Annotated in this window: 7 protein-coding genes, 2 tRNA genes and 2 pseudogenes; 3 read left to right on the top strand and 8 right to left on the bottom strand. The window is 50.7% G+C overall.

Annotated elements, in window-relative coordinates:
- The first annotated feature begins 31 nt into the window (after nucleotides 1-31).
- Nucleotides 32-107: transfer RNA gene (locus tag HKD32_RS09370), tRNA-Glu, on the top strand.
- Nucleotides 108-528: 421 nt separating this feature from the next.
- Here HKD32_RS09370 and HKD32_RS09365 read toward each other — a convergent pair.
- Nucleotides 529-1,111 (bottom strand): annotated as a pseudogene (locus tag HKD32_RS09365) (transposase); the annotation flags it as partial.
- Between the two features lie 516 nt (nucleotides 1,112-1,627).
- Between HKD32_RS09365 and HKD32_RS09360 the strand changes: the two are divergent.
- Complete coding sequence (locus HKD32_RS09360) at nucleotides 1,628-4,027, top strand: TonB-dependent siderophore receptor (RefSeq protein WP_337905511.1); 2,400 nt, start codon at nucleotides 1,628-1,630, stop codon at nucleotides 4,025-4,027.
- A 199-nt stretch (nucleotides 4,028-4,226) separates the two neighbouring features.
- Here HKD32_RS09360 and fdhD read toward each other — a convergent pair whose 3' ends face one another.
- The 6 genes from fdhD to HKD32_RS09330 form a co-directional block, all read right to left on the bottom strand.
- Nucleotides 4,227-5,033: a formate dehydrogenase accessory sulfurtransferase FdhD gene (gene fdhD, locus HKD32_RS09355; protein WP_061932182.1), complete on the bottom strand. Its 807-nt coding sequence runs from the start codon at nucleotides 5,031-5,033 to the stop codon at nucleotides 4,227-4,229.
- Nucleotides 5,034-5,138: 105 nt separating this feature from the next.
- Nucleotides 5,139-7,442: an FdhF/YdeP family oxidoreductase gene (locus HKD32_RS09350; RefSeq protein WP_061932180.1), complete on the bottom strand. Its 2,304-nt coding sequence runs from the start codon at nucleotides 7,440-7,442 to the stop codon at nucleotides 5,139-5,141.
- 4 nt (nucleotides 7,443-7,446) lie between these two features.
- Nucleotides 7,447-7,908, bottom strand: coding sequence for a nitrate reductase associated protein (locus HKD32_RS09345; protein WP_061932496.1), 462 nt, complete (start codon nucleotides 7,906-7,908; stop codon nucleotides 7,447-7,449).
- A 252-nt stretch (nucleotides 7,909-8,160) separates the two neighbouring features.
- Complete coding sequence (locus HKD32_RS09340) at nucleotides 8,161-8,403, bottom strand: acyl carrier protein (protein ID WP_061932178.1); 243 nt, start codon at nucleotides 8,401-8,403, stop codon at nucleotides 8,161-8,163.
- Nucleotides 8,404-8,406: 3 nt separating this feature from the next.
- Nucleotides 8,407-10,320 (bottom strand): HAD-IIIC family phosphatase, encoded by a 1,914-nt coding sequence (locus tag HKD32_RS09335; protein WP_061932176.1) that lies wholly within the window; start codon nucleotides 10,318-10,320, stop codon nucleotides 8,407-8,409.
- Nucleotides 10,320-12,029, bottom strand: coding sequence for a hypothetical protein (locus HKD32_RS09330; protein ID WP_061932174.1), 1,710 nt, complete (start codon nucleotides 12,027-12,029; stop codon nucleotides 10,320-10,322). Before HKD32_RS09330 ends, HKD32_RS09335 begins: the two co-directional genes overlap by 1 nt.
- Nucleotides 12,030-12,364: 335 nt before the next feature.
- On the opposite strand from HKD32_RS09330, the pseudogene HKD32_RS09325 reads away from it, so the two are divergent.
- A pseudogene (locus HKD32_RS09325) lies at nucleotides 12,365-12,727 on the top strand (ATP-binding cassette domain-containing protein); the annotation flags it as partial.
- Nucleotides 12,728-12,796: 69 nt separating this feature from the next.
- Here HKD32_RS09325 and HKD32_RS09320 read toward each other — a convergent pair.
- Nucleotides 12,797-12,873: transfer RNA gene (locus HKD32_RS09320), tRNA-Met, on the bottom strand.
- Between the last annotated feature and the right edge of the window lie 34 nt (nucleotides 12,874-12,907).

Raw genomic sequence — 12,907 nt, 5'->3', positions numbered from 1 at the left:
GAGGGGGTCTTCTATTAACCCCCTCGCCCTAGTCCCATTCGTCTAGAGGCCTAGGACACCGCCCTCTCACGGCGGCAACAGGGGTTCGAATCCCCTATGGGACGCCATGACTTTAAGTCATTTATTTTCCAAACAATTTTTTGCAGATTTTTCGGCGTGTGGCACATAGCCGTGACACATGAGAAGACACTGCGTGGCAACACCCTATGTGACCCGCTAAAGCTCCGGTTGGTAGCCGAAAATCCGTATTCCGTCGGATATTCGCATCCTGCGTAAACACCTTCTCGAAACACTCCATCCCGGTAATAAATCCGCTGCCCTGGCGCGCGTTAAGAATGGCATCACTGGACAGTGGTATTCATGCGCATCAAATGCCAGGTACTTGAAATCATTACTGGTGTGAAGAACGACAAGCGACCATTGGTGGAACTCCTACAATTCTTGCGGGGCCATTCAAACGAACTGGTGACACAGCCGCCTTCATTCAGAGAGCCTTTCATTCACAGCCTTCGCCGTGTTGGAAAAATTGAGGCGACCGAACATGATTTCGATGCGGTTGCGCCGTTTGTATTTTCTCTTGTTATATTTGACCGGCTGTCTGCGGGATCGCCGTCCTGAAATGCAAGGCCTGATCCCTCTTTCCTCTAAGGCATCCCTGAACCAACCAGAAGCCATTGTGCCATGGTCAAATTGTCCAGCAGGGCCAGCGGCACCGGGATAATCACGATCTGTCCCGCAGTCATGAAAAAGCTTAGCGATCGTCCGTTCTGATCGGTGATTGGCCGGCGGCCTGGATCCCCTTTTTTAACCGCAGGCTGGAAGCCGTGCGGTGTGCCTTGAGAGACGTCGCATCAATCGTGATGGCCCGAGGCTCGGTCTTCGCAGCAGACAGACCATCCATCATCCGCATGAAAATACCTACGTCGCCTCAATGCTTCCAACGGTTGTAGAACGTCCTGTGCGGATCGTATTCCCGAGGTGTATCACACCAACGCAGGCCATTGCCGTTCAGAAAAATGATGACGTTCAACACACGGCTGTCATCAACGCGCGATTTGCTGCGACTCTCCGGAAAGAACGGTCGCAAACACTTTATCTGTTCATCCGTCAGTCAATACAAGTCGCTCATCTTCAGTCTCCTTGCAGAGCCTGAATCAAAATTGCACAATCAAATCAATGGGGCCTGAGCCTCAAGCGCCTCGCCACTCTCATGGCTTACAATGAGGCCACTAAGTTCCAGATGATGAAATACCCACAGCAACGTTCTCTGCGTAACCCAGTCGAGCTGTTGCTGGTTCGGTGAAGATCAGTGTTCTGGTTACACCAAAAGCATTGACAATACCGAGTGACTATTTGTTGTCGGTATACGCAAAAACCTCCCTTTTCACCCGGCTGTTATGACCACTGAGCACGCTGCATTCGGTGAACCACAAAGAAAACATGGCGGATCCCCTTCACCTACTTCTTAAACGGAAAAATCCGCCCCTCAACCTTTCTCCCAAAGGCCGCCCATACCAAATTTGGAAATCTTTTGTAATTTTTGTGTTTCTTTTCATCTCATTCGATATCAGTTATTCGCATAAATGATAATGATTATCATTTGAAACATACAATTGGAATTGCTGACGTGAATCTACGCCCTGTAACGCGTTGCGCCATAACCACTCTCTTGGCTTCCACATTTCTAGCAACAGTTGTTCCTGCCTCTGCACACGCTGGGGACACGCAAGATCAATCTTTGAGTCGTGAAAAAACCGAAAAACGTGTCGATACCAAAATAAAAAAAACAACGCTGAAACCGCACTCGCGAAAAGACCAAGTTACGGCCACGTCAGCAGAGCAAGAAAAAGCCTCCCCTACAGCCGAAAACATCATCGTCCATTCCCAGAAATGGGAACGAGGAAGTTATACTGCGCCTTCAACCAGTGCCTCCACCGGGTTACCCCTCAGTCTGCGTGAGACCCCCCAGACCGTGACCGTCATGACCCGCCAGGTCATGGACGACCAGCAGATCAACAGCCTGGATGACGTTCTCAACACAACACCCGGTGTCACGTCTTACGCCAACGATAACGCCGGCCGCACGACCTATCGTGCCCGTGGTTTCAACATCACCAACTACAAGATTGATGGCATGCAGATTGATGCCACTACCAGTTTTGGGGGTGTTGGTTCGTCCATGAATATGGATCTGTATGAGAATGTGCAGATCGTTCGTGGTGCCAATGGTCTTTTGGGCGGGACAGGTGATCCGTCCGCAACCATCTATCTTCAGCGGAAGGCTCCAACCAAAGAGTTCGCAGCCAATGGTCTGCTTCGGCTGGGAAACTGGAATGAACACCGCGTCATGGCGGATATCAATACTCCTCTGAATCATTCCGGCACGATCCGTAGTCGATATGTTTTCACATGGGATGACACAGACACATTCCGCGTTCGTGAACACGTCAATCGTCTAGGGGCCCTTGCCAATTTCGCTGCGGACCTTTCTGCGCGGGATACGCTGAATTTCGGTTTTCAATATGAACGAACCCGTAATGACGGAGCGTCATGGGGTACCAATGTTCCCATCTGGTATGCAGATGGAACCAGAACACATCTGTCCCGCAGCACCAATCCAGCAACCGACTGGAGCCAGGCCACCCGAGACCAGTACACGGCTTTCATCAACTACGATCACGACTTTTCTGCAGGCTGGCACCTTAAAGTCGGGTACATGAGGACGCAGGGTAGTTCCTACAACAATCTTGGCGTCGCCAAAATCAACAATGCTGCAAGAAATGTTGGGGGCTATGCCGGTTTCTGGAATCAGGACGGTACAGGCGCCTACCTCAATGCCCTTCATGCAGAATATGCTGACGCGCGCGACAATGCCGATGTTCATATTTCAGGCCCAATGCATTTTCTTGGACATGAGCATCAGATTGTCTTCGGCTTTAACGGCTATAATGATGAGCTAACACAATACACATTTAGTAAAGCGCTTGGAAACTGTAGCATCGCAGGTGTTACGCCGTACTCCGGATGTCAATATCGTGCGGCAGGCCTCCCTATCGCCAATTGGCAGACCTGGGATGGTTCATACCCGAATTTTACTACGCACAGAACAAAGGCACGCGAAGTCGATGTTACACGCAATTACGGTGCCTACACATCCGGGCGCTTTATTCTTGCCAAGGGCCTTTCTCTGATCCTTGGTGGCCGTGTCAGTACCTATGAGGCATATAGCGGAACCTACAATGTGCAGAATCAGTACTCTGGCGCAACCGGTACGGGACGTCAGAACGCTGTTCTGACACCTTATGCAGGTATGGTGTATGATTTTACCAAGACCATGTCCATTTACGGTAGCTACACCAATATCTACACGCCGCAATCCAATCTGCGTGATGCGAACAACCAGCCCCTCAACCCCGTAATGGGAAAAAGTTATGAGACAGGCCTGAAGGGATCCTTCTTCAAACAGCGTCTGAATGCATCACTTGCCTTTTATTTGAACAGACAGAGCAATGTAGCGGAAGCAACTGGTGCCACTAATACCACAACGGGTGAATCCATTTACAGGTCCATCAATGGCGTCAAAACAGAAGGTATTGATCTCGATGCCTCTGGCGAACTTCTGCCGGGCTGGAATGTCTTCTTCGGCTACAGTTACCTATACGAAAAAGGTCTGAGCTACCGGCAGGATCCACACCACCTCGTGCGCCTGACAACAAGCTATACATTCCCGGGCGCTCTACATCACCTGACCATAGGAGGGGGCATTTCCAGCCAGACGAACACCGAATGGGCTACCAATCCTGGCCGTCCGCTCGGCAATGGGAAGTATGATAATTCCAACCTGCGCGTTGGTGGCTACACACTCATTAACCTGATGGCTCGGTACCGCCTAACCAAATGGCTCGATGTCGCTGGCAATATCACCAACCTGACGGACAAGACCTATGTGCGGCAAGCCGGGTTCTACGATGGTATGATTTTCGGCGAACCCAGGACCTTCAGCTTCACAATCCGCGGTCATTATTGAACGCATTTCTCTGACGGAATTGTCGGTCCATCAACCGGTTAAACTCTTTACTTAAGCGACTCTTCTAGAGGCTCGCCCCTCCCTTTAAGTCACGTTGACAAACAATTTTTCAAGTTTTTGGTCATGCGATTCAAAGTTGTTCTTTACGAGTAACAGTGAAAGCATGACCGCCAATCGTGGCAGGCCCCACCTACAACTATTATCTGCCTGACAATCGCGCCTCACCGCAGAAAACGAACTGCCTGTCCTGTCGTGCAATTGCAATCAGTGTCTGATTCATTTTCTGGGACAACCGAAACGCGCGATCCGTTGGAGCTGAAACGGCGATCACCGTCGCCATACCAGCGCGCACAGTTTTAAGTGCCATCTCATATGAATAACGACTGGTCAGAAGACAAAATCCGTTTTCAAAAAGACGATCATCGCACATCCATGCACCAATCAGCTTATCAAGCGCATTATGACGGCCGATATCCTCACGGATTAAAAGGATTTTCCCATTCTGGTCTGCCCAGGCTGCTCCATGAACCATGCGTGTCGTTGCATTCAGGGTTTGCCACTTTTCAAGATCATGCAGGGCATGCAGGATCGCAGTCGGCGCAATCTTGGCATTGATGGAAAAAGGCACCTCTTCATGGGCATCAACAGACAACACAGTATCAGTCCCGCAAAGACCACAACCTGAATGCCCGGTCTGGGCACGGGGCCTGCGTCGTAGCAGAATTGAAAGACGGTCCCCTGAAATCGTAACGTCCAAGGTCAGACCATCTTCATCATTCAGAACCGAGACTGAGCGTATTTGATTCTTATTCGTAATTATTTGTTCAGTGAGACAGTAGCCATAAGCAAAGTCCGTCAGGTGATCCGGGGTCATCATCATCACCCCGTGCGGAACAATGCCATTGAAGACGAGCCTGACCGGAACTTCATCGGCAATATTCAGAACGATCTCTTCCTCTGGACAACTAAGGAGAGTTGCCGTTCGACTTTGAAATAATGGCGTCATACGCCTTTCTCACTGATACTGCCTGTCAGGAGTGCAACGCCCGCTCCCGGCAAGAAAAAGCTTGTATATGCTCTCATAGCTCTTTCTTGCCGATACGGCTCCCACTTAACCCGCAATCCGGATTGCGGCTGCGGACGTCACGCTTGGCACAACTTTAACTGGAATAGCCTTGGCCGCTGGCGTACCGCTGATTTCATCGAAAAAATCCAGCGGTAGAAGAGGATTTAACTCTGGGTAATAACCCGCAATAGATCCACGAGACATTGGATAATCCAGAATGGTCAGCCCATCGACATAGCGCCGATATCCATCGTCACTGTAGGTTTCCAGCCCCACGACAGCCCCGTTTTCCAATCCCCGCGCTTCACGATCTTCCTTGTTCATGAAGATAACCATGCGCGTGTTATAGACACCCCGATACCGGTCATTGTTGCTGTAGATTGTCGTGTTGTACTGATCGTGCGAACGGATTGTGGCCAGCCGAAGCATTGCCGGATCATCAATCACGTCGTCCACCGTCAGCCCCGGCAAAACAAGAAAATTCGCTTTTCCATTCGGGGTCATCCAGACACGACGACGAGGCGGAATATCGAGATGAAACCCGTGAGGGTCTTTCATTCTTTCCGAAAACCCCGTGTAAATCGCCGGATAAACCTCAGCAATCTTGTCCCTGATTAAAGTATAATCTTCGATATAGTCTGCCCACGGAATTTTTGACTCTGGGAGAGTGGCCATAGCCACCCGACAGACGATTTCCGTCTCAGGCCGCAAATCGGAGCTAACCGGCTCGAAAACGCCACGCGAAGGCGTAACGTTCGACATTGCATCCTCAATGGTCACGAACTGTTCACCCGCTGACGTACGGATAATCTCAGAACGGGCCACAACAGGCAGAATAAGGGCTTCCTTGCCATGGATCAGGTGCCCGCGATTGAGCTTTGTTGCGATCCCCACCGTAAGATCGAGCTTTGCCATGGCAGCATAAGACCGTTCGGTATCAGGAATTGCGCGGACAAAATTCCCGCCCATCCCGAAGAAAACCTTGGCGGTCCCGGCTTCCATCGCTTCAACAGCCTCAAGCACATGATGGCCGTGCTCGCGTGGCGGCTCGAAACCGAAAACATCCCTTACGCGATCAAGATAAGCCTGTGTTGGCTTTTCATCGATGCCGACCGTGCGGTCCCCCTGGACATTGGAATGTCCCCGGATCGGCGCAATGCCCGCGCCTTTCTTGCCGAAATTTCCCTTGAGCAACAGAAGGTTCGCAACCTGCTGGACAAGTTGGGACCCTTCCTGATGCTGCGTTATTCCCATTCCGTAACACATGATTGTCGCGTTGGATTTGGCATAAATCCCGGCAATCCGACGGATCTGCTCTTCCGATATGCCAGAAATACGAGTGATATCTGCCCAGGAAACTGACATGACGTCAGCACGCAGAGCTTCCAGCCCCACTGTATGCTCAGCAATAAAAGCATGATCCAACACTGACTCGCCGCGATCTTCAGCTTCGAACAGCGCGCGCATCATCCCCTTGAAGATTGCCAGATCGCCACCAATCCGTACATGAACGAATTCACTGGAAATGGCTGTCGAACCAAACGTACCCATCTGCAGGATATCCTGCGGTTCCGTAAAACGGATCAGCGCCCGTTCTGGCATCGGATTGATCAGAACGATGGGAATGCCGCGTTTACGAGCCTCCACAAGGTTCGTCATCATCCGGGGGGAATTGGTTCCGGTATTCTGCCCAATGACAAAGATAGCTTCGGCATGGTCAAAGTCAGCCATGACGATCGTGCCTTTTCCAATCCCGATCGACGAAGGCAGCCCGCGGGATGTCGGCTCATGACACATGTTCGAACAATCGGGGAAATTGTTGGTCCCGAACTCGCGCACAAAGATGGAATAAAGAAAAGCGGTTTCGTTAGCCGTTCTACCGGACGTATAAAACTCTGCCTGATGAGGGCTTTCCAGCGCCCGAAGGTGCTTTCCAATCAGGGCATAGGCATCATTCCAGGCAATCGGCACATATTTGTCGCTCGCAGGATCATAGCGCATAGGCTCGGTCAGGCGTCCCTGCATTTCCAGCCAGTAATCGCTACACTCCATGAGCTCCGTGACAGTATGCTCTGCAAAGAACTCTCGTGTCACACGGGCTTTGGTAGCCTCATGCGCGAGGGCCTTTGCGCCATTCTCGCAGAATTCAAGTTTCTTTCGGTGATCCGGGTCGGGAAACGCACAACTGGGGCATTTGAAACCACCCGGCTGATTCATGGCAAGCAGACCGCGTGACCCTTTGACCAGAACGCTCTGCTCCATCAGCACCTTCGCGGTTGCACCGGCCGCTCCCCAACCGCCTGCAGGGTGATGATAAGGCTTAAACTCGGACTCTCTGTCTTTGCTCACGATATCAACCCTCCCCTTGAAGGACGCCAAACTCCTTCAACGCAGGTACAAAATTTTCGTTCTCATGTTTCGATCTGGCGAGCTTGATCAATGCAAAACGCTGAAGCGGAGTTAACACGGCCCATTGTGCGGGTGTGGGTAATGGAACGCCGTCTGCCTCAGCCTGAGACGAAACTGCCTCCGGCATCCGATCCTTCTCTCGCCAGTCTTCAAATGTCTGCGGCGGAAGGAAACTGACAGGCTCATCGGCTCGGACGTCAATCAGATCCTCGACAAGAGTGCGATAGGCGGTCTGCTCCTGAGCCGTTTCACATAGTGCTTCTACCAGACGGCTCCTTTCCTCGCGCAACAAACGGCTCCACTGACGGAGCGTCATTTTGATTCCCACAAGGTCAAGCTTCTGCCGTGCGATCATTGGAATACATCGCAAAGAGCCTGCAAAATCCCGCTCGAATTCAAAAATCATATGATTTTCAGACATTGCATTTACCTTTACGATCACCATGAAAGCTGTATTCACAGCTTAACATCAGAAGATGATGCAAGGAGACTGCAAGAGAGACGCTGACAGTATCAGCCGTTCAAATCTTGGATACTTTCTTTACCTGACACCAAGCAGGCAATCAGGGAAAAGTGTAGATCCCGGCCTGCCAGCCATAAAGATCTATAAACTTTCCCCTTCAACGCGCGAATATATTTACCAGCTCTAAAATAACTTTCAGGCCGTCTTTTCAGCAATCAGCGTAATCAGATCACCGACCGTTTTAAGGCCATCCACCTCACGCGTTCGCAGACGAATCTGAAACCGTTCTTCAACACCCACAATGATATTGATCATCGCTACGGAATCCCATCCAGCGATATCGCTTGCTGTCATGGCATCATGGAGTTCCAATTTTGGGTCATCAAAAACCTCACGGAATATGCCCGTCAGCCGATCTGTAATTTCAGTATTATTCAATTTTCAGGTCTCCTTTAAATATTCGATATGAACAGATTTTTTATGCCACGTCTCAAGGGACAAGGTATAAATTTTCTCGCCATTATCCTTTTGCTCAGCTAGGCTAAAACCAAGCCGGTCATAGAGATCCGCTACCATATTATTTTTCGCAGACGGCCTGTAAACACCCCGTAAAGACGTTTTCCCACGCTTCTGAGCCTCGGCAACAATCACTTCAAGAGTAGCTTCTTCTACTCCACGCCCCAGAACACGACAGCTCATGAGCCAAGTATCAATTTCCAGCGCAGTATCTGGCAGGTCACGAACAATGACAACAGCAATCAGGCCATTATCCCCGAAGCGATCAGTCAGTCGGAACCAGATCCCGGCCGATGCATCATCCTGCATGATGGCCGCCAGCTCTTCCTGAGCATAACGCCGGGTCGTCAGATTGAACTGATTGCTCTTGTTAACGAGTTGCGTAATGCGCTGAAGATTGGCCGCGTTAAATGGGCCATAGGCCAACTTCATATCAAGATTTGCAAGATAGCTATCAAGATCCGTTGCGCTTTCCTGCAGAACCTGTCGATGCAAATTAGCCTGATATTGACCGCTACGGGCAAAGTCTTCCGCGCTTAATGTCGTCAGATCAAAATACCCTGCAGCGGCCAATGTTTCCGGAATAAGAGCAGGTTCGTCAGGCAATTCCGGCACGTTAACCATGGGCAATGCCTCACGAACACGCGCACGCTCAAACGGATTGTCGTCAGCAAAAACCAGAGAGTCGAGACCGATTTTCAGGCTTTCTGCAATGGTTCGGATATTTTCTGCCTTGTCGTTCCAGTTCGCGACAAAACAGGCAATGTCTTTTTCACGCAAAAGCATTTCCGGGTGATCACGGAAAGGCTCACGCGCATTGGCCTCATCATTTTTGGAGCAGACGGCAAGAATAACACCACGCTTACTCAGGCGCAGAGCATAATCCTGAATGGCAAGATAAGCTTCTCCGACAGCGCTTCCCTGACCGAGCTCGATCCCGCTTAAACCATCATCTCCGATAACGCCGCCCCAAAGCGTATTATCAAGATCAAGAACCAGACATTTAGACGTCCTGCCCGTCATACCCGCGAGGCTTCGTCCAACCAATTCTCCAAATGCCGGAGCTGCACGGGGAGCAACTTCCTGTTTGGCGCGGAACCAGAGAGAAGGATCGTACCAAGCCGCTACACCGGCCTGGGAGGCGGCACCCGCAAGATCAACTGGGATTGCACCATATGTTGCGCACAACGCAGGCAGTGTCGCATTCAGTTTCTGAATGAAACCTGCCGGCGACGACGGCAGAAGACGTTCCGTACTTCCCATCAATTGCGGCAGAACAGGAAGGAAAGATGTCTGTAAAATCGGACACCCATAGTGCTCTTTTACCGCCTGCCAGCAGCGCGGCAACAGCCCTTCCGCGACCTCGGAAAGAGCTCTTTCGGCTGTCGCTTGATCAGCGTCGCGCGGAAGATAACCCGCAATGTGATGGGAATCGAGCACGAGAAGAAATGCTGTTGGCGCGAATGTCTCAAGCGCGTCGTTTGCCTCGCTGAGGTCCTGCAGGTAACTGCCATACTCCCCGACATGGACCGTAGCCCATATCCCACGGCGGAGCGCAGCCACGCGAATGGAAGCCGTCAGATGATCGAGAGTGGAAGAACCAAGAACAGCAAGGCGTACGGGTTTGACAGCAAGACCGGACGGTGGTTCAGGAAACTTACGCGCGAGAAGACGATCCAGACGCATGGTGCGCACAAAATCAAGATCATGATTGGCAAGAGCCATAAGCCCTTCCCAATCGGACTGCTTATCCGCGACCTGCGCGAAGCGCTCGTTCCATTGCTCTCTCGCCAGATCCTCACCGAGGCTCGGCAGCCAGAAAAGATTGGGGGCGTGCATCAGTTCAATCCCTTTTCTTCCAGTTGAGCAATCATCGCGCAGCAGATCTGCCGCCAGTCTTCAACTGAACCGCCCCCGGCATTTTCGTACGGTGCCAGTCGACGGATGGTTCCATGGAAAAGTCCATTGCCTAAGGCTCTGACTGTGTTGATAGCCACATTGTCAGTCGCTTCACTCACGATCAGCAGCGGACAATCACCGTAACGCCGTACACCTTGCAACAAAGAACGCATTTCATCGACCGTAATTCCTCGATTAGACTTACGGACAATAATCTTCTCGCCGTCTTCCAGGTCTTCCAGAAGTTTACGCGCCAGATATTTTAGTTTGGTTTGTTCGCTCGTCTGCACATCGTCACGTTCTGTATCCTTCACATGACGATGCGTATGGAAAGTCACGCCATAGCGTTGGCTTCCCGATATCCACTCTCCGCCCACTTCATAAATGTGAACGTCTTCGGGTGAACCAAAAGCTCGAAAATCTTCCTGCAAAGCTCTCAGAAGACCTTCCTGGTTATCTCCGGTTCCACCAAAACGTAGAAGATCCAGAGTTTCCAGCCCTATTTTCCGTTGGACCAAGCCAAACTCGCAGTTGTCACCAAAACTGATAAAGCGTGAAAAAAGTATTTTATCTTCTGGTGGATTTAGCAAAGGAAAAGAGATCTCTCCGGGCAAGGAAGCAGACAGAACCGCAGACTGAATCTCATTGCGCCACTCAGAACTTAGAGTACTCCCGCATTCCTTTATTCCACCAGACACATCAAGAGAAGCTGTCCCTAATGAGAGAATACTTTCACTAAAAGCATAAACTTCTGGAACAAATTCCTTATCCTGAGACGTCGCCCCAAAAGCCCGCGTCCGCATCTGTGGCAGACCATAATAATCAATATCGGTTCGACTAAAGGCCAGACAACACGTCATAACAGAAGGCGCGACACGATATGGACGCCACCATGCGCCATCTGCTCCTGACTGGCTCTGCGCGTTTTCTGTTTCAGTATGCACAACAGACCCGAAGCTCAGAGCACCCAGTACCCAATTCTGATCCCAGTTTTGTCTCTGTGGCAAAGCACGATCAAGAAGAAGAACAATGTCACTATCCATGACATAGCGCAGATAAAATGTTGCAAGCACACCTGCAGAAACAACACAGTCACTTCTTTTGGAAATGTAAGGCGAATTGTACTTGTGAGCTATCTTTTCCAAGGCATCGTGGTGCCCCTCGCCCACGACGACCCCCGCCTGTGCCCAAAGGGACAAATCAGCGATGGCGGCAAGCTGCTGTTCCAATTCTTCTGGATCAGAAGCCAGAATGGCGACCCTTGCCTTGAAGCTTGCGAAATCGCCGCGCGGGACTGCCCAAGACCGTGGTGTAGGGCCGCCCAGGCTGGCTTCAACAGAGGTACCATCGGAGCGCATAACTCTGAGCACCGCACGAGAAAAAGCCCCAAGGCGAGGGAAGCCTCGTGTTTCAATCACTTCTTCGAAGCGACAGTTTCCCGCCCCAGCCCCAAAGATACTCCCGACGTCCGGACTAGCCTGACCAAAGGAGGCAATCGGATAGTTTTCACCAGCACAGGAAAACATAACCTTCTCAATCGTCGCAGCAGGATCATAAATCCAGCCCGCAAGATGAAGACATACCCCAGAATTCTCACCTTCCTTTCTCTGAAAATCGATTCTATCAATACAATATTGGAGAGTACTCATACAGATTCCAGAAAATGTGAGTCCGAAAATAAATAGGATTATGCAGACACAGGCCGAAAGAAACAAGAGGACAATATTAGCGAGACGATAAGTCCTAAAATTCTACAAATATCTTTCTAGAAAATCACAAAGATTGGTTTTTTAAAATATTAAGTAAGATCTTAGGTTTAGAGATTATTTCAAAAATTTTGATCAAGTCGCGTAAAAGGCATTCAATGATACTGACAGATTTTTAAGAACTTCCCTACTATCCACTCCCCCAGCAACAGGAAACTTTGAAACCTAGGATACGACACAACAGGTAGTACAAAACTATCAACTGCACGCAATGCCTATGGCCACAACAACTCTCAGGCGGCATGGCTCAACGCGTCGCACTCGCTCGCGCACTGATCAACAATCCGCGCCTTCTTCTTCTGGACGAGCCCCTCGGTAAGCTGGATAGCCTAACACGTCTGGCCATGCAGGCGGAGCTTTACCGCCTTTGGAAGTCTCAAGGCTTTACTGCGCTCATGGTCACTCACGATGTGGAAGAAGCCCTTCTTCTGGCTACACGCGTCATTATCTTCAGTCCTCGTCCAGCACGCGCGATTGCCGACCTTCGGATTGAAGAGGCCCAACCTCGCCACCGAGATAGTCCTGCTATTCAGGGTTTGAGGTTGGAGATTTTAACTGAATTGGAGAGAGGGCTGTCATGATTTCAGCTTACTAGAGCGGCTGAAAAAAGAAACACTCCCGGAGCTATGCTCACGAGAGTGTTGGTACACTGGTTGCGGGGGCAGGATTTGAACCTGCGGCCTTCAGGTTATGAGCCTGACGAGCTACCGGGCTGCTCCACCCCGCGGTGGTGTGTGTGATGTTGGTTTTTTGGGGTTTTT

Origin of the sequence: Gluconobacter japonicus, assembly GCF_015244665.1 — a bacterium.
GTDB lineage: Bacteria > Pseudomonadota > Alphaproteobacteria > Acetobacterales > Acetobacteraceae > Gluconobacter > Gluconobacter japonicus.
This window is presented reverse-complemented; position numbering and strand designations above follow the sequence as displayed.

Excerpts from the sequence above, each read along its gene's own strand:
- fdhD (WP_061932182.1), bottom strand. The coding sequence starts at position 5,033 with ATGACGCCATTATTTCAAAGTCGAACGGCAACTCTCCTTAGTTGTCCA.
- HKD32_RS09345 (WP_061932496.1), bottom strand. The coding sequence starts at position 7,908 with ATGATTTTTGAATTCGAGCGGGATTTTGCAGGCTCTTTGCGATGTATT.
- HKD32_RS09335 (WP_061932176.1), bottom strand. The coding sequence starts at position 10,320 with ATGCACGCCCCCAATCTTTTCTGGCTGCCGAGCCTCGGTGAGGATCTG.
- HKD32_RS09330 (WP_061932174.1), bottom strand. The coding sequence starts at position 12,029 with ATGAGTACTCTCCAATATTGTATTGATAGAATCGATTTTCAGAGAAAG.